The sequence below is a fragment of the Streptomyces sp. NBC_00341 genome (assembly GCF_041435055.1).
GTDB lineage: Bacteria > Actinomycetota > Actinomycetes > Streptomycetales > Streptomycetaceae > Streptomyces.
This window is the reverse complement of sequence record NZ_CP108002.1, coordinates 5,123,629-5,144,778: the sequence shown is the minus strand read 5'-3', so window position 1 is coordinate 5,144,778 and position 21,150 is coordinate 5,123,629. Positions and strand designations below refer to the sequence as shown.

Here is a 21,150-nt window from a genome sequence, read left to right as displayed (position 1 = left end):
TCTCACATCCGGAAGATGCCGAAGCCGCCGCGGGCGCCCTCGACCGGTGCGGTGTGGATGGCGGAGAGGCACATCCCGAGGACGGTCCTGGTGTCGCGCGGGTCGATGACCCCGTCGTCGTACAGCCGCCCGGACAGGAACATCGGCAGGGACTCGGACTCGATCTGCTGCTCGACCATGGCGCGCAGTCCGGCGTCCGCCTCGTCGTCGTAAGGGCGCCCCTTCGCGGCTGCCGAAGCGCGGGCGACGATGGAGAGCACCCCGGCCAGCTGCTGCGGGCCCATGACGGCGGACTTGCTGCCGGGCCAGGCGAACAGGAAGCGCGGGTCGTAGGCCCGGCCGCACATGCCGTAGTGCCCGGCGCCGTAGGAGGCGCCCATCAGGACGGACAGGTGCGGGACCTTGGAGTTGGACACCGCGTTGATCATCATCGCGCCGTGCTTGATGATGCCGCCCTGCTCGTACTCCTTGCCGACCATGTAGCCGGTGGTGTTGTGCAGGAAGAGGAGCGGGATGTCGCGCTGGTTGGCGAGCTGGATGAACTGCGCCGCCTTCTGCGACTCCTCGCTGAACAGCACGCCCTGCGCGTTGGCCAGGATGCCGACGGGGTAGCCGTGCAGCCGGGCCCAGCCGGTGACCAGGCTGGTCCCGTAGAGCGGCTTGAACGCGTCGAAGTCCGAGCCGTCGACCAGCCGGGCGATGACCTCGCGCGGGTCGAAGGGCACCTTCAGGTCGCCGGGGACGATGCCGATCAGCTCGTCCTGGTCGTACTTGGGCGGCTCCGCTGGACCCGGATCGGGGTGTGCCTTGCGCCAGTTGAGGCGGGCGACGATCCGGCGGGCCTGGCGCAGCGCGTCCTGCTCGTCGGCGGCGAAGTGGTCGGCGAGGCCGGAGGTGCGGGCGTGCATCTCGGCGCCGCCGAGCGATTCGTCGTCGCTCTCCTCGCCGGTCGCCATCTTCACCAGCGGCGGGCCGCCGAGGAAGACCTTGGACCGCTCCTTGATCATCACGGTGTGGTCGGACATGCCGGGTACGTACGCCCCGCCCGCCGTGGAGTTCCCGAAGACGACCGCCACGGTCGGGATACCGGCGGCGGAGAGGCGGGTGAGGTCGCGGAAGAGCGCGCCGCCGGGGATGAAGATCTCCTTCTGGGAGGGGAGGTCGGCCCCGCCCGACTCCACCAGGCTGATGGTGGGCAGCCGGTTGGCGAAGGCGATCTCGTTGGCACGCAGGGCCTTCTTCAGCGTCCAGGGGTTGGAGGCGCCGCCGCGGACGGTCGGGTCGTTGGCGGTGATCAGGCACTCGACGCCCTCGACCACGCCGATCCCGGTGACGAGCGAGGCGCCGACCGCGTAATCGCTGCCCCAGGCGGCCAGCGGCGACAGCTCCAGGAACGGGGTGTCCCGGTCCACCAGCAGTTCGATGCGCTCGCGGGCCAGCAGCTTGCCGCGCGAGCGGTGCCGCTCGACGTACTTCTCGCCGCCGCCCTCCAGCGCCTTGGCGTGCGCGGCGTCGAGGTCGGTGAGCTTGTCGAGCATCGCCGCCCGGTTCGCGGCGTATTCGGGGCTCGCGGTGTCGAGCCCGGTGGGCAGGACGGTCATGCGTGCACCTCCGGTGCGCTGTCCAGCAATGCTGCGGGTATCTCCAGGTGGCGGGAGCGGAGCCACTCCCCCAGCGCCTTGGCCTGCGGGTCGAAGCGGTGCTGGGCGGCGACGCCCTCACCGAGCAGCCCGTGGACGGTGAAGTTCAGGGCGCGCAGGTTCGGCAGGACATGGCGTACGACGGTGAGCGGGGCGGTCTCCGGAAGGAGTTCGCGGAAGCGCTCGACGGTGAGTGCGTGGGCCAGCCATTGCCACGCCTCGTCGCTCCGTACCCACACCCCTACGTTCGCGTCCCCGCCCTTGTCGCCGCTGCGGGCGCCCGCGACGAGCCCGAGGGGGGCGCTGCGGGTGGGTCCCGCGTCCAACGGGGCCGGCAGCGGCGGCTGTTCGGCGTCCGCGAGAGGGCGCGTCCGGGCGGGCGGTTCCTGCGTCTCGCGCCGCCCGTCCGGCAGCACGGCGAGGTGCGTGACGTCCCCGGCCGGTACGTACCGGGCCTCGAACACCCCGTAGGGCGCGCCCTTTCCGGGCGGGGCGGTGACGTGGAAGCCGGGGTAGCTGCCGAGGGCCAGCTCGATCGCGGCGCCGGACAGGGCCCGCCCGACGGCGTCCGGGTCCTGGTCGCGGACGACGAGCCGGAGCAGGGCGCTCGCGGTCTCCTCGGTCGCGGCGTCGGCCCGGTCCGTGCGGGCCGACTCCCACCGCACCTCGGCCGGCCGGTGTCCGGCGCGGTCGAACGCGTCCGCGATCTGGTCCCTCAGCAGGCGCTCCTTGGCCTCGATGTCGAGACCGGTGAGGACGAAGACGACCTCGTTGCGCCAGCCGCCCAGCCGGGTGAGCCCGGCCTTGAGGGTGGGCGGCGGGGCCTCCCCCCGCACCCCGGAGATCCTGACCCGGTCGGGGCCGTCGGGGGCCAGCCGTACGGTGTCGAGCCGGGCGGTGACGTCGGGTCCCGCGTACCGGGGGCCGCCGGTCTCGTAGAGGAGTTGGGCGGTGACGGTCCCGAGGTCGACGACGCCGCCGGTGCCGTCGTGCTTGGTGATGACGGAGGTGCCGTCCGCGTGGATCTCCGCGACGGGGAAGCCGGGGCGGCGGATGTCGTGGTCGCGGAAGAAGGAGTAGTTCCCGCCGGTCGCCTGCGTACCGCACTCCAGCACGTGCCCGGCGACGACGGCTCCGGCGAGCGCGTCGTGGTCCTCTGGCCCCCAGCCGAAGTGGGCGGCGGCGGGCCCGGTGACGAGGGCCGCGTCGGTGACCCGCCCGGTGACGACGACGTCGGCACCGGCCCGCAGACAGGCGGCGATGCCCGCGCCGCCGAGGTAGGCGTTGGCGGTGAGGTACCCGTCGGGCACCGGAAGGCTGTCGCCCTCGACGTGGGCGACGCGCACCGGAACGCCCACCTTGTCGGCCAACTCGCGTACGGCGTCCGCCAGTCCGGCCGGGTTGAGGCCGCCCGCGTTGGCGACGATCTTCACCCCGCGCTGGTGGGCGAGCCCGAGGCCCTCCTCCAGCTGGCGCAGGAAGGTGGTGGCGTAGCCGCGCGAGGGGTCCTTGAGGCGGCTGCGGCCGAGGATGAGCATGGTCAGCTCTGCCAGGTAGTCGCCGGTCAGGACGTCGAGGGGGCCGCCGGTGAGCATCTCGCGCACGGCGTCGAAGCGGTCGCCGTAGAACCCGGAGGCGTTGCCGATCCGCAGCGGCTCGGTCATCGGTCCGCCCGGGGTGCGCGCCCCGGACCGGCGGAACCGTCCTTCGGGGCGCGCCCCGGACCGGCGGGCCCGGCGAAGGCCTGCGCGATGCCCAGCCAGGTGTCGGCGTCGGGCCCCTCGGCCCGTACGGCGAGGTCGTCGCGGTGGGCGCGCTGGGTGACGAGCAGGCAGAAGTCGTGCAGCGGCCCGGTGACCCGCTGGGCGGCGCCCTCGGGCCCGTACGCGATCAACTCGCCGTCAGGTCCCTTCAGTTCCACCCGGAACTCCTCCGTGGGCGCCTTCATCCCCCGGACGAGGAACGCGTAGTCGCGGGCACGCGTCCCGATCCGCGCCACGTGCCGCAGCCGGGCGGTGGGGGTGCGGGTGACGCCGACCGCGTCGGCCACGTCCTGGCCGTGCGCCCAGGTCTCCATGAGGCGCGCGGTCGCCATCGAGGCGACGCTCATGGGCGGCCCGTACCAGGGAATCCGGGTCCCGGCCGGGGCCGCCCGCAGGGCCTCCTGGAGCCGCTGCCGCCCGTCGCGCCAGTGGGTCAGCAGGGCAGGCGGCGCGTACGCGGCCACGACCTCGTCGGCGGCCTCGTCGACGAAGCCCTCCGGGTCCCGCATCGCCCTCGCGACCTCCTCCCCGAACCGCTCCGGTTCGGTGACGGAGAGCAGCGCCACCTCGTCGGTCCAGCTCAGGTGGGCCACCTGGTGGGCGACGGTCCACCCTGCGGCGGGCGTCGCGCCCGCCCACTGCGGGGCGCTCAACCCGGCTACCAGCAGGTCGAGTTCCTCGCTCTCGCTGCGCAGATCGTCGAGCACGGCTGAGGTGTCGGACACGGTGCGCTCCCTCGGGGCGTGGCGGTGTGTCCCGGAGCCTGCCAGCGGAACAGAAAACAATCAAGCGTGCTTGCATTGTTTTTTCGGATCAGGTCATCGCCCGTTCCGGCCGCCGATCTCCACCTGTCGTTCCACCCATGGGTCCAGGTGCGAGAGACCGCGCGACAGCAGTCTTGAGGGCATGACAACCACCGACTGGATCACCGACATCGCCCTCGTCCTGGTCGTCTTCCGGCAGCTGCGGGAAGGCCGACTGGACCTCAAGACCTTCCTGATCCCGCTGGGGATCGTGGCCTTCGTGGCGCACTCCTACCTCGACAGCGTGCCCACCGCGGGCAACGACCTGGTGCTGATCGGCGCGCTGATGGCCGTCGGCGCGGCCCTCGGCATCGCGGGCGGCGTCTACACCCGGGTCCGGGCCGTGGGCGAACACCTGCTGATCAAGGCCGGCGTGGTCTCCGCGGTCCTGTGGGTGCTCGGCATGGGCGCCCGCATGGGCTTCCAGATCTGGGTCTCGCACGGCGGCGCCGACAACGTGGCACGGTTCAGCATCGCCCACCACATCACCACGGATCAGGCCTGGGTCGCCGCCTTCGTCCTGATGGCGCTCACCGAGGTCATCACGCGGCTCGCCACGATCTTCGTCCGGAGCCGGATGGTCGACCGGACCGGTGCCGCCGGTACGGCGACGCGGCCCGCGCCCGCTCTCGACCGTACGGCCTGACCGTGAGGGTGGCCGTCGCCGACGACCGGGCCGCCGTGCGCGAGGCCTTGGCCGCCGTCCGTCGAAGCCGCTGTTCAGCCGGCCGGTGTGGCGACCATGCCCTCGATCTCCTTGAGCACGAGGTCGGGACGGTCCTTGGGGACGTCGTGGGAACTGCCCTTGGCGGTGACGAGCGTCCGGTCGGGCCCGCTCTTGGCGAACAGGGTCGCGGCGTCGCGCCAGCGCTGGGCGTCCACGGGGGACGCTTCGAGCGGGGTCTTCTCCGAGACGATGACCGTGGCCGGTACGGAGTCCGGCCAGGCCACCTTGTGGTAGGCCCGGTGCGCCGGGACGTAGTTCTCGGCGGTGGCGAGGAGCTGACGGTTCCGCGGCTCGTCGGGGTCCTTCTTCGCGGCGTCGACCTGCGGCTGGCTCGCCGCCACGAGACGGGCGATCTCCTCGTCCGTGAAGAGCGGGGGCAGATTGGCGTCGACCAGGACGGCGCCGGAGAGCATCCTCGGATTCTCCTTGGCGAAGTAGTTCGCGATCTCCCCGGCCTGGGAGTGGGACACCAGGGTCACGTTCCGGTTGACACCCAGCTGATCGAGCCCCGCCTTGAGGTCGCTGACCGCGCTCTCCACCTTCCACGGGCCGGGCACGACCTCGCTCTTGCCGAGACCGGGCCGGTCGTACGTGATGACGGTGGCGCCCGTGTCCGCGTGGAGCTTGGGGACGAGGTCGTTCCAGTAGGAGGAGTCCTCGCCGCCGCCCGAGTCCAGGACGATCGTGCGGCCGTTGCCCTGCGTGACGTGGAAGGCCACGCGGTGACCGTCGTTGGTGATCATGCGCAGCTTCGATGCGCCCGCCCGGTCGGCTGCGGGCGAGGCGGACGCCTTGGCCTGGTGCGAGGCCGCGGGCTTCGCCGGGTGCGAGGCGGAGTGCTCGGGGGCCCGGTCGTTCCCGCCGCAGGCCGTGACGGCCCCGGCGGTCAGGGTCAGCAGGGCGAGAGCCGAAAGAGCGCGGTACGTGGACCGGTTCGGGGAAGTGCGCGACATGGCTGATCCTTCGGGGACTTGAGGTGCGGGCTGCTTGTAGGTCCCATCATTCGGAACTGCAGCCGGCCGAAGAATCCGCCTGGCACGCCTGTCGGCGGTGGCACTGAAGCCAGTGAGCGGGCGGGGGTTATCCCCCGGGGACGATCACGGGAGGCACCGTCCGGATGTCGCGGAGACGACCGGCGGCGCCGACGAGGGTGGGTCAGCCGCCGGCCTTGCGCGGACGGCTGGCCTTGCGCAGACCGTCGGTCTTGCGCAGACCCCTGACCTGGCTGCGTACCGCGCCCATGCTCGCCCCGATGACCAGGGCGATGGCCAGGGCGTCCGTGGTGGAGAGCGCCTGGTCGAGGATGAGGAAACCGGCCGTGGCCGCGATGGCGGGTTCCAGGCTCATCAGGATCGCGAAGGTGGGGGCGGGCAGTCTGCGCAGCGCCATGAGTTCGAGGGTGTACGGGAGGACGGAGCTGAGCACCGCGACGGCCGCGCCCAGTCCGAGCGTGCTGGGCACCAGGAGCTTCGAGCCGGACTCCATGATGCCGAGCGGGAGCGACAGCAGGGCGGCCACCACCATGGCCATGGCCAGTCCGTCGGCCTGTGGGAAGCGGCGGCCGGTGCGGGCGCTGAAGATGATGTACGCCGCCCACATCGCACCCGCGCCGAGCGCGTACGCGGCGCCCACCGGATCGAGCCGGTCGAAGCCGCCGCCGCTGAGCAGCAGGACCCCGCCCAGGGCGAGGCCCGCCCAGACCACGTTGACCAGGCGGCGCGAGGCGAACACCGAGAGGGCGAGCGGGCCCAGCACCTCCAGCGTGACGGCCGCGCCGAGCGGGATGCGGTCGGCGGCCTGATAGAAGAGCGTGTTCATGGCGCCCATCGCGACGCCGAAGGCGAGCACCGTGCCCCAGTCGGCGCGCGAGTGGCCGCGCAGCTTGGGGCGGCACACGACGAGCAGGACGAGCGCGGCGGCGGCGAGGCGCAGCGTGACGACTCCGAGGGCGCCGGCCTTCGGCATCAGCAGGACCGCGACCGCCGCGCCGAACTGCACGGAGAGGCCGCCCGCGACCACCAGCGCGACCGGGGCGAGCGCGGCTCTGCGCCCTCCGGCGGGGGCCGGACCGCCCGGCTCACCGAGGGCGGTGACCGCCTCCGGTACGGCGACGGCGGCGGCCGATTCTGCGGCGGTGCCCTGGTCGTTCACCTGTGGCCTGACTTCCCTAGTTCACGGCATGCGAGACAAGTGCAATATGCTGCACTACTCAATTGAAGATACTGCACTCACCTCGTGCAGCCCATCCCCTTACCGTAGGCACCTCCGCGTGGCGCGTGAAATGCCGACTGGGCTCCCGTTATGCTCCCGGCGCATGAGTACAGGACAAGGCGCGGGCCGGAGCGCCGGACGTGGTGTCGAGGTCCGTCATCTGCGCGCGTTCCTCGCCGTGGCCGACGAGTCGAGCGTGACCCGGGCCGCCGCCCGGCTCCGGCTCACCCAGCCCGCCGTCTCACGCACCCTCGCCGCCCTGGAGCGCCACCTCGGCATCCGGCTCGTCGACCGCTCCACCCACCACCTGGCCCTCACCCCCGAGGGCGTCGCCTTCCGCGACAAGGCCGCCGCCGCCGTGGCCGCGTTCGACGAGGCGCTCGACCCGGAGGGGCTGCGCAGGTGGCCGCTGCGGCTCGGGCACGCCTGGTCCGCGTTCGGCCGGTACACCACACCGCTGCTCCGCGACTGGCAGGAGCGCTATCCGCAGACCCCGCTCGAACTCCTGCGGATCGACGACCGCACGGCCGGGCTGACCCGTGGCGAGGTCGATGCCGCGGTGCTGCGCGGGCCGGTCGAGGCGCCCGGCCTCCTCACCGAGGTCCTCTTCGAGGAGGAACGGGTCGCCGCCGTGGCGGCCGACGGTCCACTGGCCGCCCGCCCCGCGCTCCGGCTCGCGGACCTGGCGACCGGAACCGTCGTCCTCAACACCGTCTCCGGCACCACCACCCCCGGCCTGTGGCCACCGTCCGCGCGCCCCGCCGCCACCCTCACCGTCGCCAACACCGACGACTGGCTGACCGCCATCGCGGCGGGCCGGGGCGCGGGGGTCTCCACCGCCTCGACCGCCGCGATGCACCCGCACGCCGGTGTCGCCTACCGCCCGCTCACCGACGCGCCGACCGTGCCGGTACTGCTCGCCCGCCGGGACGCGCCGGGCCATCCGGCACTGGGCGATCTCGCGGCGCTGGCCCGGGAGATCGTGGGGCGGGACGTCTCGGAGTGAATGAAGCCAGGGGTGTGGCCCACCACGTCGTCGCCTTCCTCATGCAGGACGGGAGGTTCTCCGGGCGCCATCAACAGGAACCGCCCATGCGCATGCACAGGTGGTCACCACATCTCTTCGAGCACCTCGTCAAGCATGCGGTTCCACTCGCCCTCCGGGTCATCGAGAGGAGCGGGATCGATCGCGTTCACGGCCTGCCGAAAGGACTCGACGAGATCCTCGACGTCCGGTGAATCGGGATAGGCCGCCTTGTACGCGTCGTCAAGTTTTCGGAATTCAGCCAGGCAGTACACCAGCGACACGATGTCGCGATGCATGAGTTGATACTCGTCGGCACCTTCCTGGAATACGTAGACCTTCCCTGAAATGGGATCGACTGCGACGAGCGCTGCGGGGAGATATCCCAGAACCTGCCAGTCCTCCGATTCTTCCGGACAGCGCCGCCCGTCAATCTCGAAGAGAGGTCCCAGCTCATACGGGGAGCGCTCCAGGGCGTGCAGCGTGATCCCGGAGTCGAAGACGTGGTCGTTTGGCAGTCCGACGGAACCGAGGAAGGAGGATGTTTCGGTATTCAGATGATTTCTGGAAAATTCAGGGAAAAAAATTACACCGTTTGCACCGTAGAGATGGAATAGACTCTCACGTGTGATCGGGTATTCCATCCATATATCCTAACCCTATACCCATGTGCTATCCCGACCGGTGAGTGGGCCGGCGACCGCTGCCAAGTCCGATTGCCTCGCCACGATCAGGCCACCGGCCCCCTCTCCGCCAGCCCCTCCGCCAGTACCTCCGCCAGGTGCCGCGCCCGGACGCCGCCCAGCTGGGCCAGCTGCGTGCGGCAGGAGAAACCGTCCGCCAGGATCTCCGCGCCGGGGCCCGCCTCCCGCACCGCCGGGAGCAGCGCGTCCTGTGCGCACGCCACGGACACGTCCCAGTGGCCGCGTTCGAAGCCGAAGTTGCCGGCCAGTCCGCAGCAGCCGCCGGTCAGTTCGCCGGTGAGGCCAGCCCGTTCGCGGAGCCGGCGGTCCGGGGCGTCGCCCAGGACCGCGTGCTGGTGGCAGTGGGTCTGGCCGGTGACCGGGCGGTCCAGGTGCGGGGGCTGCCAGTCGGGGGCGTACTCCTCCAGGTACTCGGCCAGGGTGTGCACGGAGGCGGCGAGTTCGGCGGCGCGCGGGTCGTCCGGGAGCAGCTCCGGGAGGTCCGTGCGCAGGGTGGCCGCGCAGCTCGGTTCCAGGACGATCACCGGGGAGTCATGGGTGCCGGTGAACCGGTCCAGGGTGCGGCGCATCACCTTGCGGGCCCGGTCCAGCTGGCCCGTGGAGACGTAGGTGAGGCCGCAGCAAACGCCGGGGCCCGGTGACAGCACCCGGCGGCCCGTCGCAGCCTCCACGACCTTCACCGCCGCCCGGCCCACCTCTGGCGAGAGGTACTCGGTGAAGGTGTCGGGCCAGACGGTGGCCACCTCGTCGTTGGAGAAGAGGAACGTCCCTTTGCCCCAGCGCCGGTTCAGCCACCGCGTGTACGTCTCCCGCGCCAGCACCGGGATGGAGCGCTCCGGTGCGATGCCCGCCAGCCGCTTGGCGAGCGCGGCGAGCGGCCGCACCCGGGCCAGGGCGTTCAGCACGCCCGCGAACGGGGCCGCCAGGCGCAGCCACTGCGGAAGCCGTCCCAGCGCGTAGTGGGAGGCGGGGCGCAGCCGGTGCCGGTAGTGGTGGTGCAGGAACTCCGCCTTGTACGTGGCCATGTCCACGCCCACCGGGCAGTCGCTGCGACAGCCCTTGCAGGACAGGCACAGGTCGAGCGCGTCCCGTACCTCCGTCGAGCGCCAGCCGTCCGTGATCACCCCGCCCGCCGGGCCGGCCAGCATCTCGTGCAGCAGCCGGGCCCGGCCCCGGGTCGAGTGGGCCTCCTCGCCGGTCGCGCGGAAGGACGGGCACATGACGGCCGGGCCGGAGGCCTCCTTCGTACGGCACTTGGCGACTCCGACGCACCTGCGCACCGCTGCCGAGAAGTCGCCGCCGTCGTGCGGGTAGCCGAAGGCGACGTCGACCGGTCCGCGCGGTAGTACGTCGAAGCGGAGGTTCTCGTCGAGGCGGGCCGGGCGGGCGAGGATGCCCGGGTTCATGCCGCCGTCCGGGTCCCAGAGGTCCTTGAACCGGGCGAAGAGGCCGACCAGTTCGTCCCCGTACATCTTCGGCAGGAGTTCGGCGCGGGCCTGTCCGTCGCCGTGTTCGCCGGAGAGCGATCCGCCGTGTGCGACGACGAGTGCGGCCTGCTCCTCCGAGAAGCGGCGGAAGCGGGCCACGCCGTCGGCGCTCAGCAGGTCGAAGTCGATCCGCACGTGGATGCAGCCGTCGCCGAAGTGCCCGTACGGGGTGCCGCGCAGGCCGTGTTCGGCGAGCAGGGCGCGGAAGTCGCGCAGGTAGGGGCCGAGCCGGGCGGGCGGCACAGCGCAGTCCTCCCAGCCGGGCCAGGCCTCGCTGCCGCCCCCAAGGACTCCGTCCAGGGGGGACCCCCAGATCCTGGTCGCGGTGCCTGACGCGTCCTCCCTGATCCGCCACAGCGCCCGCTGCCCGGCCGGGTCCGTGACGACGGCGGTGTCCACGGCGTCCGGGGACGCCGCCCGCGCGATCCGCTCCGCGTGCGCCCGCGCCTCTGCCGCGGTGGCGCCGCCCGTCTCGACGAAGAGCCAGGCGGCGCCGCGCGGCAGCCCGGCCGGTTCGCGTACGAGGTCGGCGGCCATGCCCTCGACGGTGAGCGGGTGGTACGGGAGGAGGCCGGGCGCGGCCTCCGCGGCGGCGGACTCGTCGGCGTACCCGAGTACGGCGAGCGCGCGGGCCGCCGGAGCCTCGACGAGCCGCACCGTCGCCTCCGTCACCACGCCGAGCGTGCCCTCACTGCCGCAGAACGCGCGGGCGGGGTCCGGTCCGCGCTCGGGCAGCAGGGCGTCCAGCGCGTATCCGGAGATGCGGCGCGGGAGTTCGGGGAATCCGGTGCGCAGCAGGGCGAGGTGCGCGGCGACCAGCTCCGGGACCCCGGCGGGTCCGGGCCCGCCGCGTTCCAGGCGCAGGGTGTCGCCGCCGTAGCGGGCGACGGTCAGCGCGTGGACGTTGTCGGCCGTGGTGCCCCAGGCGACCGAGTGCGCGCCGCAGGAGTTGTTGCCGATCATCCCGCCGATGGTGCAGCGGCTGTGTGTGGAGGGGTCCGGTCCGAAGGTGAGCCCGTGCGGGGCGGCTGCGGCCCGCAGCTCGTCCAGGACGACGCCCGGCTGAACCACCGCCGTACGGGAGCCGGGGTCCAGCTCGACGACCGAGCGCAGGTGACGGGTGAGGTCGAGGACGACCCCGGTGCCGGTGGCCTGCCCGGCGATGGACGTGCCACCGCCACGCGGCACGACGGGCACCCCGTGCGCGCGGCAGACGGCGAGCGCGGCGGCGATGTCGTCGGCGTCGCGCGGGGCGACGACACCGAGCGGCACCCGGCGGTAGTTGGACGCGTCCATCGTCGTCAGGGCCCGTGCGGTGGCGTCGAACGCGACCTCGCCGCGCACCGCTGAGCGCAGTGCTCCGGCGAGTGCGGTGCGGTCGGGGGCGGTGCCGTCGGGGCCGGTGCGGTCGGGGCCGGTTGTTGCCTCACGAGGTGCCATCCGGCCAGGATGCCGCCGGTCAGGGGCGGTGCGCGCCCGCCTGCTCGCGTTTCCGCCGAATATGTCGGGAGGGCGCCCCTGGCCTGAGCCCGGGGCGTCCGAGTGATTGGCAGTGATCCAGGGCGGCGCAGCTGCGAGTGCGGGGCGCACACGATGCCGGTCAGCGGGTCGACGGGAAGCCGAAGGCTCTGGAGGCCCATCCGGCCGCTGTGGCGGGGGGCGCGGGCGGTCAGTCAGCCGCCCCGTATGCGCCGAGGTGGGAGCGGTGCCGGTCCACGATTCCCTCGACGATCTTCATCAGGCGGTCTCCCGTCCGATCGATGCTTCCGTTCTGTGTGCTGACCTGCGCCCCTTCGAGTACGAAGGTGATCTCGGCCGCGGCCTGTCCGGGGTCGGGCATCTGGGCTTGGGTGCACATGCCGATCAGCCTGCGGGCCTGGTGGGCCTTGTGGTCCTCGATCACCTGCCGTGCCGGATGAAGGCGGTCGGGCAGCTCGGCGAGGGAGTTGATGAACGGGCAACCCCTGTAGGAGATCGCCGGCAGCCCCTCGGCGATGAAGCGGGCCAGGCCCAGAATCTGCTCCTCGGGCCGGTCGGGGTATTCGGTTTCCACGCGGTCGAAGGCCGCCTGGTAGTCCGCGGCGACGATCCGCAGCCACTCCGCGACCAGGGCGTCCTTGGTCTCGAAGTGCCGGTAGATCGCCATTTTGGTGGTCTCGGCCTTGTCGGCGATCGCCTGGACCCCCACCTGCCGGATCCCTTCCCTCTGGAAGAGCTCCTCGGCCGCGTCGAGAATGCGCTCACGAGGCGGCAGCTTCGCCACTCTGCTCGGCCTGCTGAGGGTCGATGCCATGACTACTCCGTCACTCCGGTCGATCGTGCGGTTCACCACCTCTCACGGTACCAGTCAGGCCCCTTCGATACCGTCGGGTATCGTTCAGGACTCGACGGTATCGTTCTTGTCAGGGAGCGGCAGTGAGAGTTTCTGAGTACGTGAGCTTCGACGCAGTCGGGCTGGCGGAGCTGGTGGCCAAGGGCGAGGTACTCCCCGCCGAACTGGAGGCAGCCGCGCGCGAGGCCGTACAGGCAGTTGATCCGCAGATCAACGCCGTCGTGGAGACGTGGCAGACCGACGACGAACCCGTCCCCGGCAGCACACCACTGGCCGGCGTCCCTTTCCTGATCAAGGACATCGCGGTGGCCATGGCCGGGAGGCGGATGGAGCTGGGAAGCCGTCTGGCGGCCGGCAACGTCGCCGGCGCCGACTCCTCGCTGATGCGGCGCTTCCGGCGCGCGGGCCTCGTGACGTTCGGGCGCACCGCGACACCGGAGATGGCCTATGGCATCTCCACGGAATCAGCGTTGTACGGCGCGACCCGCAACCCGTGGGACCTGGAGCGGAGCGCGGGCGGATCCAGTGGAGGCGCGGCCGCCGCTGTCGCCGCCGGAGTGGTTCCGGTCGCCCATGGCACCGACGCCGCCGGATCGCTCCGTATCCCCGCCGCCTGCAACGGCCTCTTCGGGATCAAGCCCACCCGTGGCCGGGTCTCCATGGGGCCCGACGTCGACGAGGTCTTCAACGGGCTGGCCGTGCACGGCAGCGTCAGCCGCACCGTACGGGACAGTGCGGTACTGCTCGACCGGATACACGGCCCGGAATCGGGCGACCCCTACTTCGCCCAGCAGCCGTCACGGCCGTACGCGGAGGAAGTCACCCGTCATCCGGGCTCGTTGCGGATCGGTGTCCTCACCCAGGCGTGGGGCGGACGCCGCACTACCGCACCGGCGACCGGCGCCCTCTCCCGCACCGTGCGGTTGCTTGAATCCCTCGGTCACCAGGTGGAGGAGGCCGAGGTCGACCTCGGCGCCGACTGGGAGGAATTCGTCCTGGCCAACGCCCGGCTCATGACGGTGAACCTCACCACCCTGGTCGACGGGCTGGCCGCCGCCTTCGGCCGTCCCGTCGACTCCTCGACCCTTGAGCCGACGACCCTCGCCGGCTACCACTACGGGCAGCGGGTCGGCGGCGCGCAGTTCCTCAACGCTCTCGCGATGCGGAACCGGGTGGCGCGAAGCCTGGCGCGGTACTTCGACGCGTACGACATCCTCCTCACGCCGACCCTGCCGGAGCCTCCCGTGCTGCTGGGCACTCATACCGAAGGTGCGGAGACACTGGACGGTCTCGGCTGGATCGAGCGCATCAATGACCTGTCGCCGTTCACCCTGCCGTTCAACGTGGCGGGCACGCCCGCCATGTCCGTACCCGTGACGGCCGACGCAGGGACGGGGCTCCCGATCGGCATGCAGTTCGCCGCCGGATACGGCCTCGAAGGCCGGCTCTTCCGCCTCGCCGGACAACTCGAACAGGCAAGTCCGTGGTCAGGCCGAACCCCCACGGTATGGGCAGGGAACCACCCAGTCCGCTGAAGAACGCTCCGGGCACGCCGCAGAGGGACATCGACGGATTCCTGTCGGTCCTCAGGGCCGAGGGCGACGACGTAGCCCCGACCGTGCGATGCCGAGCGTGGAGTGGCGAACGGACTTGAGTCTCCCGTAGAGGGAGACGTCAAGGTGGGGGCATGGACGGCGACACGCTCTACTCGATCGGTGAACTCGCTCGACGGACCGGTCTGACGGTCAAGACCATTCGGTTCTACTCCGATCGCGGACTCGTGGCGCCGACGGACCGCAGCCCGGCCGGCTACCGCCTCTACGGCATCGACGCGGCCGCACGCCTGGAGCTTGTGCGGACCCTGCGCGAGCTGGGACTGGACCTTCCCACGATCCGCAAGGTCGTGGACCGCGAGCTCTCGCTTCCCGAGGTCGCCGCGGCGCACGCCGAAGCACTGGCAGTGCAGATCCGCGTCCTGCGCCTGCGGCGTGCGGTGCTGACGGCGGTGGCCGAGCGCGGGTCCACACCTGAGGAGACGGAACTCATGCACCGGCTGGCCCAGCTTTCCCAGGACGAACGCCAACGTCTGACCGACGATTTCCTCGACGCCGTATTCGGCGGTCTTGACGCCGCCCCCGCATTCGCGGGAGCCATGCGCTCGATGACCCCCGAGTTGCCCGACAACCCGGAGGCCGAGCAGGTCCAGGCATGGGTGGAGCTGGCCGAGATGGCCCTGGACCCGGGATTCCGCGCCGTCGTGCGGCAGATGGTCCAGGACCAGGCGGCCGAGCAGCCCCTCAGCGACATGACGGGCCCGGTCCGCGACATTGCCGCAGCCGTCCGTGACCAGGCCGGCCCGGCCCTGACCGCCGGCATCGACCCGGCCTCGCCTCAGGCCGATCCGATCGTCGAGGCGTTCATGGCGCACTACGCGCGCCTCCTCGGCCGCCCCGACGACGCCGGGCTTCGCCGCCGGCTGGCGACGCGGCTGGAGAGCGTGAACGACCCCCGCAGGGAGCGATACCTCCAGGTGCTCGCCGTGGTCAACGGCTGGCCGGCCCCGGAGAGTCTGGCTCCCGTACTCGACTGGTCCGTCCGGGCTCTGCGCATCCGGACACAGCGATGACGGGGGCGGGGTGATCGCAAGGCGGCAGAGGGCGGACGCGGCCGGTGTCGGGTGAGAACGCCGCCGCACTCTCCCCTCTCGCTTCTGCGCGCACGAGGAATTTGACGGGAATTGACGGGTAACCGGACACATACGCAACAGAGAGCACCACAAGTTCTTCCCAAACAGATCGTCAATTCTCATATAGTGACTGGGACTTGTCTGGGAATCTTCTGTTCCAGTTGTCTCACTTACCTACCGCCTTACCGACTTGCCCGAACCGTCCCGTCCGTCACCGTCCGCCCCAAGGACTCCGCTTGCGCCCCTCAACAAGGCCGACCGCACTTGCCCTGCTGGCCACGGTCGTCATCACCGGGTCCCTGTGTCTCTGGGCGGTCCTCGCCGCCCCCGACTCGGCCAGGACCGCTGTGGCGTGGGGGGCCGGTGCCGCGGCCGTGCTGCTGTCCGCCGCCGTCGCCACCGCCGTCCACGCCCGTGCCACGGTGCGGCGGCTGCGGGCGGAGCACGCGGCCGAGACCGGCCGGTTCACCGCCGAGACCTCCCGGTTGGTCTCCGCCTCCGCCTACGAGGCCCAGCGGTTCACCGCAGAGACGGCAAAGGCGAAATCGGCCGCCGCCGCGGAAACCGCCCGGATCGCCGAACAGGCCGCGGCCGACGCCGAGCGCCTCACCGCGCAGAACGCCGCGCTCAAGGCCCGCGCCTCCCGCAGCGAGACCGAGCGCGCCGCCGCCGTCGCCGCCTGCGCCAACGCCGCGGGCCGGATGCAGGCACTCGCCACGAGCATGCTCGCCGACCTGCGCGAGATGGAGCACCGGCACGCCTCGGAAGACGTACTGGGCGACCTGCTGCACCTGGACCACCGCACCGCCCAGGCGGGCCGGCTGGCCGACTCCATCGCCGTGCTGACCGGTGCGCGCTCCGGACGCCGCTGGGCCAAGCCCATCGTCATGGAGTCGATCCTGCGCGGCGCGATGGGCCGGATCAGCGGCTACCAGCGAATACGCCTGCACTCCACCAGCGACGTCGCCGTCGCCGGGCACGCGGCGGAGGGCATCATGCACGCGCTGGCCGAACTCCTGGACAACGCCGCGAACTTCTCACCCCCCACGGCCGAGGTCCACGTGTACGTGGAGGAGGTGCCGGCCGGCATCGTGCTGACCGTCGAGGACAGCGGACTGGTCATGAGCGATGTGCAGCTGCGCCGCGCCGAGCGCGCCGTCTCCGCGGAGAGCCAGGACCTGACCGGCCTCTCCGGCACCCGGCTCGGCCTCGCCGTCGTGGGGCGGCTGGCCCGCAAGCACGGGCTGACGGTCTCCTTCCGGCCCTCTGCGCGCGGTGGTACGGGCGCGCTGATGATGCTCCCGCAGGAGGTCATCACCAGGGCCCCGGCACCGGCCGTCGCACCTGCCCCGGAAGCCCCGGCGCCGAGCGAGCCCGAACCCGTCCACGCCCCGGTGGCCGACGAGCCGGCGGGAACCGGCCGTACCGCCGAGGCCGCGGATTCGGCCGCCCCGGACAGCTCCAGCACCCTGGAGTTCCTGCGCTCCGACTCGCTGCCGAACTCCGCCTCCGACGGCACGTCGGACACCACGTCGGACACCACCGGCGGCCTCCCCCGGTTCGGCGAGAGCGGACTGCCCAAGCGCTCCCGGGGCCGCACCCTGGCCGCCGCCGAGTCCCGCGCCAAGGCCTCGGCCGACAGCGGCACCGACGGCGACGGCGACGGCGACGCAAGCGACGGGTCGGCCCCCCGGCCCCGTACGTCCGACCCCAAGGCCCAGGCAGCCCGCTTCAGCAGCTTCCGCCAGGCCGTACGGCCCAACTCACCGCACCCGGAAGGCAACACCCGATGACCGCGACCACGGACGAGAAGCTCAACTGGCTGCTGGAGGGGCTCCTTGAGCGCACCCCCGGCACCCGCCACGCCCTCGTGCTGTCGAGGGACGGCCTCAAGCTGTGCCGCACCCCCGAGCTCTCCGTCGACCAGGCCGACCAGCTGGCCGCCATCTCGGCCGGCATCCAGAGCCTGTCGCACGGCGCGTCCATCGAGTTCGGTGACGGCACCGGCGGCGTACGGTCCGCGATGGCCGAGTTCTACGGCGGCGTGCTGTTCATCGTGGAGGCGGGCGCGGGCGCCCACCTCGCCGTCGTCGCCTCCGAGGCCGCCGACGTCGGCCTCGTCGGGCACAACATGAGCGAGCTCGTCGAGCAGCTCGGCGAGCACCTCGTGGCCCCGCCGCGCGAACCCTCCGGACCGCCGGGGGCCTCCGGAGCCTCGGAGAACGCGGCCGTATGACGCCCCGCCCGCGTCCGGGCCGGGACGACGACCCGGACCGGCTCTACACCCTCACCGGTGGCCGCAGCCGCTCCGACTCGGACGTCTTCGACCTGGTGACACTCGTCGTCTCGGAATGCGAACCGGCCCCCGGTATGCAGTCGGAGCACGTCGCGATCCTGCGCATGTGCGAACGGCCCACCGCGGTCGTCGAGATCGCCGCGAGCCTCGACCTGCCCGTCAGCATCGTGCGCATCCTGCTGTGCGATCTGCTCGACACCGGTCGGATCAGCGCCCGCCACCCTCGTACCGCACGCGTCGCGGACCGGCTCCCCGACCCCGACATCCTGGAACAGGTGCTCGTTGGACTCCGCAACCTCTGACCGTGCCGCCCTTCGGGCCACGGCCGACAACGGACTGAAAATAGTCGTCGTCGGCGGCTTCGGCGTAGGCAAGACCACCATGGTCCGATCCGTGAGCGAGATCCGTCCGCTCAACACGGAGGAGACGATGACCCGCGCGGGCGAGGCCGTCGACCACCTCGACGGCGTTCACTCCAAGACGTCCACCACCGTCGCCTTCGACTTCGGCCGGATCACGCTCGACGAACGCTCGGTGCTCTACCTGTTCGGCGCGCCCGGCCAGGAGCGCTTCTGGTTCCTGTGGGACCGGCTGTTCTCCGGGACGCTCGGTGCCGTCGTGCTCGTCGACACCCGGCGCCTCGCCGACTCCTGGTACGCCATCGACCGGCTGGAGCACCACGGCACACCGTTCATCGTGGCGTGCAACTACTTCGGCGGCCCGCTCCACACCGAGCAGCAGATCCGCGAGGCGCTCGCCCTCTCGGACGACGTACCGCTCGTGGAGTGCGACGCCCGGGACCGGTCCTCCAGCAAGTACGTACTGATCACGCTGGTGGAGCACCTGCACGCGCTGTCCGCCGCCCGCGCCGCGGACAGCGCTCCGTCCACCGCCTCCACGGGCGACGGCCAGACCCTCGCCGCCCTGACCCCGGAGTCCGCCCCGTGACCCAGTGCCCCCACGCGGCCGCCACCGGCACCGGAACCGAAGCCGTGCATCTGTACGGCGGCCGGTTCCAGGACGAACCCGCCCGGCTCTACCGGGAGATGCGGCGCGACCACGGGCCGGTCGCCCCGATCGTGCTGCCCGGCGACATCCCCGCCTGGCTCGTCCTCGGCTACCGCGAGCTGCACCAACTCACCGGCGACCCGGTGCTCTTCAGCCGCGATTCGCAGCTGTGGAACCAGTGGCCGGCCATCCCCGACGACTGGCCCCTGATGCCGATGATCAGCCGGGACCAGCCGTCCATCCTCTACACCGTCGGCGAACGCCACAGCCGCCGCTCCGCCGTCATCAGTGACGCGCTGGAGGCGGTGAACCCGTTCGAACTCAAGGAGAGCACGGCCGAGTTCGCGGACGAGCTGATCGACTCCTTCTGCTCGGCCGGCACCGCGGACCTCGTCGCGGACTACGCGATGCTGATGCCCGTACGGGTACTGGCGAAGCTCCTCGGCTTCTCCGACGAGAAGGGCCCCGCCCTCGTCACCGCGATGAACGACATGATCAACGGCGGGCCGACCGCACAGACCGGCCAGCGGCACATCGCCGCATCGGTGTACGAACTGGTGGCAGACCGGCAGACCACCCCCGGCGACGACGTCGTCTCCCGGATGCTCGCCAACACCCGCGGATTCACGGACGAGGACGTCTCCCGCGACCTCATGGTCATGATGGCGGCCGGCCACCAGCCCACCGCCGACTGGATCGGCAACTCGCTGCGCCTCATGCTCACCGACGACCGCTTCGCCGCCTCGCTCTCCGGCGGCCGGCACAGCGTGGGCGAGGCGATGAACGAGGTCCTCTGGGAGGACACCCCCAGCCAGAACATCGCCGGCCGCTGGGCCAGCCGCGACACCCACCTCGGCGGCCGCCACATCAAGGCCGGCGATCTGCTGGTCCTCAGCCTGGCCGGTGCGAACGCCGACCCCCAGGTCCGCACCGACGGATCCACGCTCACCGGCGGCAACAACGCCTTCTTCTCCTTCAGCCACGGCGACCACCGCTGCCCGTTCCCCGCCCAGGAGACGGCGGAGGTCATCGCCCGTACGGCGATCGAGGTCATCCTCGACCGGCTGCCCGACGTCGACCTCGCGGTCCCCGAAGAGCAGCTGACCCGGCGCCCCTCCCCGTGGCTGCGCGGACTGACGGACCTGCCGGCACGCTTCACGCCCACCCCCGCCCTTGGAGGCCAGAGATGACCGCGACGACGACCGAAGCGCCGGGCACCAGCGACGAACAGGAACCCATCGTCCTGGACCCGTTCGTCACCGACCTCGACGGCGAGAGCGCCCGGCTGCACGCGGCGGGCCCGCTCGCCCGGGTGGAACTGCCCGGCGGGGTCCGCGTCTACACGGTCACCCACCACGCCGAGGCCAAATTGCTGCTCACCGACAGCCGCCTGGTCAAGGACATCAACGTCTGGGGGGCCTGGCAGCGCGGCGAGATCCCGCTCGACTGGCCGCTGATCGGCCTGGTCAACCCGGGCCGCACCATGCTGACGGCGGACGGCGCCGAGCACCGCAGGCTCCGCGGACTGGTCGCCCAGGCACTCACCGTGCGGCGGGTGGAGCGGCTGCGGGAAGGTATTGAGGCGCGTACGAAGGTGCTGCTGGACCGGCTGGCGGAGCGCCCGGCGGGCGAGAGCGTCGACCTGAAGGCCGAGTTCGCCTACCCGCTGCCGATGAACGTCATCAGCGAGCTGATGGGCATCGACTCCGCCGATCTGCCCCGGATGAAGGAACTGTTCGACAAGTTCTTCTCCAACATGACGCCGCCCGCAGAGGTGCCGCAGATGATGGCGGACATCCACACCCTGTTCTCCCGCATCCTCGACGAGAAGAAGGCGTCCCCGGCCGATGACCTGACCGGCGCCCTGCTCGTGGCGTCCGAGGACGGCGACCACCTCACCGACGAGGAGATCCTCAACACCCTGAAGGTGATCATCGCCGCCGGGCACGAGACGACGATCAGCCTCATCGTGAACGCCGTCGTCGCCCTCCAGAGCCACCCCGAGCAGCGCCGCGCGGTGCTCGCCGGCGAAGTGAGCTGGGACGGGGTGATCGAGGAGACGCTGCGCTGGGCGGCGCCCACCTCGCACGTCCTGATCCGGTTCGCCACCGAGGACATCGAGGTCGGTGACCGGGTCCTGCCGCAGGGCGAGGGCATCATGATCTCGTTCGCCGCCCTCAGCCGCGACGAGAAGCAGTGGGGCCCGACGGCGACGGAGTTCGACGTCACCCGCTCCCCCAACCGCCACATCTCCTTCGGCCACGGCCCGCACGTCTGCCCCGGCGCCGCGCTCTCCCGGCTGGAGGCGGCCGTCGCCCTGCCCGCGCTGTACGAGCGGTTCCCGGAGCTGGCCCTCGCCGTCCCGGCGGACGAGCTGCGCAACAAGCCGATCGTCACCCAGAATGACCTTGTCTCGCTCCCGGTCACCCTGCGGTGACCCAGGGGTCGAGGTAAAGCGGTCAACACCGA

General features: G+C 71.7%; 18 protein-coding genes. 10 read left to right on the top strand and 8 right to left on the bottom strand.

Annotation, left to right across the window (positions count from 1 at the left end; translation table 11 throughout):
- Positions 1 to 2: 2 nt before the first annotated feature.
- The 3 genes from OG892_RS23175 to OG892_RS23165 are packed head-to-tail and all read right to left on the bottom strand — an operon-like array spanning position 3 to position 4,128.
- A complete protein-coding gene (locus OG892_RS23175) occupies positions 3 to 1,601 on the bottom strand; it encodes an acyl-CoA carboxylase subunit beta (protein ID WP_073732854.1) in 1,599 nt (532 codons plus the stop codon).
- Positions 1,598 to 3,304 (bottom strand): acyclic terpene utilization AtuA family protein, encoded by a 1,707-nt coding sequence (locus OG892_RS23170; RefSeq protein ID WP_371630180.1) that lies wholly within the window; start codon positions 3,302 to 3,304, stop codon positions 1,598 to 1,600. Before OG892_RS23170 ends, OG892_RS23175 begins: the two co-directional genes overlap by 4 nt.
- Positions 3,301 to 4,128, bottom strand: coding sequence for a TIGR03084 family metal-binding protein (locus tag OG892_RS23165; protein WP_371630179.1), 828 nt, complete (start codon positions 4,126 to 4,128; stop codon positions 3,301 to 3,303). Before OG892_RS23165 ends, OG892_RS23170 begins: the two co-directional genes overlap by 4 nt.
- Positions 4,129 to 4,309: 181 nt before the next feature.
- Between OG892_RS23165 and OG892_RS23160 the strand changes: the two genes are divergently transcribed.
- Positions 4,310 to 4,852, top strand: a complete 543-nt coding sequence (locus tag OG892_RS23160) for a hypothetical protein (protein WP_371630178.1) — start codon at positions 4,310 to 4,312, stop codon at positions 4,850 to 4,852.
- Positions 4,853 to 4,926: 74 nt separating this feature from the next.
- Here the strand turns inward: OG892_RS23160 and OG892_RS23155 are convergent, their stop codons facing one another.
- On the bottom strand, positions 4,927 to 5,886 hold the full coding sequence (locus OG892_RS23155) for an alpha/beta fold hydrolase (protein WP_371630177.1): 960 nt from the start codon (positions 5,884 to 5,886) through the stop codon (positions 4,927 to 4,929).
- Positions 5,887 to 6,088: 202 nt separating this feature from the next.
- The gene (locus OG892_RS23150; protein WP_371630176.1) at positions 6,089 to 7,084 is read right to left on the bottom strand and encodes a DMT family transporter; all 996 of its coding nucleotides are present in this window, start codon (positions 7,082 to 7,084) and stop codon (positions 6,089 to 6,091) included.
- 163 nt (positions 7,085 to 7,247) lie between these two features.
- On the opposite strand from OG892_RS23150, the gene OG892_RS23145 reads away from it, so the two are divergent.
- Positions 7,248 to 8,150 carry a LysR family transcriptional regulator gene (locus OG892_RS23145; protein ID WP_328865898.1) on the top strand — a complete coding sequence of 301 codons (903 nt, stop codon included), beginning with the start codon at positions 7,248 to 7,250 and terminating at the stop codon, positions 8,148 to 8,150.
- A gap of 104 nt (positions 8,151 to 8,254) precedes the next feature.
- Here the strand turns inward: OG892_RS23145 and OG892_RS23140 are convergent, their stop codons facing one another.
- The 3 genes from OG892_RS23140 to OG892_RS23130 all read right to left on the bottom strand — a co-directional run bounded on the left by OG892_RS23140 (position 8,255) and on the right by OG892_RS23130 (position 12,652).
- Complete coding sequence (locus OG892_RS23140) at positions 8,255 to 8,812, bottom strand: SUKH-4 family immunity protein (RefSeq protein WP_371630175.1); 558 nt, start codon at positions 8,810 to 8,812, stop codon at positions 8,255 to 8,257.
- Positions 8,813 to 8,898: 86 nt separating this feature from the next.
- Positions 8,899 to 11,799 carry an FAD-binding and (Fe-S)-binding domain-containing protein gene (locus tag OG892_RS23135; RefSeq protein WP_371630174.1) on the bottom strand — a complete coding sequence of 967 codons (2,901 nt, stop codon included), beginning with the start codon at positions 11,797 to 11,799 and terminating at the stop codon, positions 8,899 to 8,901.
- A gap of 229 nt (positions 11,800 to 12,028) precedes the next feature.
- Positions 12,029 to 12,652 carry a TetR/AcrR family transcriptional regulator gene (locus OG892_RS23130; protein WP_073732863.1) on the bottom strand — a complete coding sequence of 208 codons (624 nt, stop codon included), beginning with the start codon at positions 12,650 to 12,652 and terminating at the stop codon, positions 12,029 to 12,031.
- A 122-nt stretch (positions 12,653 to 12,774) separates the two neighbouring features.
- On the opposite strand from OG892_RS23130, the gene OG892_RS23125 reads away from it, so the two are divergent.
- The 8 genes from OG892_RS23125 (at position 12,775) to OG892_RS23090 (ending at position 21,118) form a co-directional block, all read left to right on the top strand.
- Positions 12,775 to 14,226 (top strand): amidase, encoded by a 1,452-nt coding sequence (locus tag OG892_RS23125; RefSeq protein ID WP_073732864.1) that lies wholly within the window; start codon positions 12,775 to 12,777, stop codon positions 14,224 to 14,226.
- 152 nt (positions 14,227 to 14,378) lie between these two features.
- Entirely contained in the window at positions 14,379 to 15,317 is a 939-nt protein-coding gene (locus OG892_RS23120) for a MerR family transcriptional regulator (protein WP_073732865.1), read from the top strand.
- A 296-nt stretch (positions 15,318 to 15,613) separates the two neighbouring features.
- Positions 15,614 to 17,170 carry a sensor histidine kinase gene (locus OG892_RS23115; protein ID WP_371630173.1) on the top strand — a complete coding sequence of 519 codons (1,557 nt, stop codon included), beginning with the start codon at positions 15,614 to 15,616 and terminating at the stop codon, positions 17,168 to 17,170.
- The gene (locus OG892_RS23110; protein ID WP_073732867.1) at positions 17,167 to 17,613 is read left to right on the top strand and encodes a roadblock/LC7 domain-containing protein; all 447 of its coding nucleotides are present in this window, start codon (positions 17,167 to 17,169) and stop codon (positions 17,611 to 17,613) included. The genes OG892_RS23115 and OG892_RS23110 overlap by 4 nt, the downstream gene beginning before the upstream one ends.
- The gene (locus OG892_RS23105; RefSeq protein WP_073732868.1) at positions 17,610 to 17,975 is read left to right on the top strand and encodes a DUF742 domain-containing protein; all 366 of its coding nucleotides are present in this window, start codon (positions 17,610 to 17,612) and stop codon (positions 17,973 to 17,975) included. Before OG892_RS23110 ends, OG892_RS23105 begins: the two co-directional genes overlap by 4 nt.
- Positions 17,956 to 18,621, top strand: a complete 666-nt coding sequence (locus OG892_RS23100) for an ATP/GTP-binding protein (RefSeq protein ID WP_073732869.1) — start codon at positions 17,956 to 17,958, stop codon at positions 18,619 to 18,621. The genes OG892_RS23105 and OG892_RS23100 overlap by 20 nt, the downstream gene beginning before the upstream one ends.
- Positions 18,618 to 19,871 carry a cytochrome P450 gene (locus OG892_RS23095; protein WP_371630172.1) on the top strand — a complete coding sequence of 418 codons (1,254 nt, stop codon included), beginning with the start codon at positions 18,618 to 18,620 and terminating at the stop codon, positions 19,869 to 19,871. Before OG892_RS23100 ends, OG892_RS23095 begins: the two co-directional genes overlap by 4 nt.
- Positions 19,868 to 21,118 (top strand): cytochrome P450, encoded by a 1,251-nt coding sequence (locus tag OG892_RS23090; RefSeq protein ID WP_371630171.1) that lies wholly within the window; start codon positions 19,868 to 19,870, stop codon positions 21,116 to 21,118. Before OG892_RS23095 ends, OG892_RS23090 begins: the two co-directional genes overlap by 4 nt.
- Positions 21,119 to 21,150: the final 32 nt, after the last annotated feature.

Bases quoted from the DNA above. Each gene is read 5' to 3' on its own strand.
- OG892_RS23155 (WP_371630177.1), bottom strand. From the start codon at position 5,886: ATGTCGCGCACTTCCCCGAACCGGTCCACGTACCGCGCTCTTTCGGCT.
- OG892_RS23120 (WP_073732865.1), top strand. From the start codon at position 14,379: ATGGACGGCGACACGCTCTACTCGATCGGTGAACTCGCTCGACGGACC.
- OG892_RS23130 (WP_073732863.1), bottom strand. From the start codon at position 12,652: ATGGCATCGACCCTCAGCAGGCCGAGCAGAGTGGCGAAGCTGCCGCCT.
- OG892_RS23105 (WP_073732868.1), top strand. From the start codon at position 17,610: ATGACGCCCCGCCCGCGTCCGGGCCGGGACGACGACCCGGACCGGCTC.
- OG892_RS23170 (WP_371630180.1), bottom strand. From the start codon at position 3,304: ATGACCGAGCCGCTGCGGATCGGCAACGCCTCCGGGTTCTACGGCGAC.
- OG892_RS23160 (WP_371630178.1), top strand. From the start codon at position 4,310: ATGACAACCACCGACTGGATCACCGACATCGCCCTCGTCCTGGTCGTC.
- OG892_RS23140 (WP_371630175.1), bottom strand. From the start codon at position 8,812: ATGGAATACCCGATCACACGTGAGAGTCTATTCCATCTCTACGGTGCA.
- OG892_RS23110 (WP_073732867.1), top strand. From the start codon at position 17,167: ATGACCGCGACCACGGACGAGAAGCTCAACTGGCTGCTGGAGGGGCTC.
- OG892_RS23090 (WP_371630171.1), top strand. From the start codon at position 19,868: ATGACCGCGACGACGACCGAAGCGCCGGGCACCAGCGACGAACAGGAA.
- OG892_RS23175 (WP_073732854.1), bottom strand. From the start codon at position 1,601: ATGACCGTCCTGCCCACCGGGCTCGACACCGCGAGCCCCGAATACGCC.
- OG892_RS23145 (WP_328865898.1), top strand. From the start codon at position 7,248: ATGAGTACAGGACAAGGCGCGGGCCGGAGCGCCGGACGTGGTGTCGAG.
- OG892_RS23135 (WP_371630174.1), bottom strand. From the start codon at position 11,799: ATGGCACCTCGTGAGGCAACAACCGGCCCCGACCGCACCGGCCCCGAC.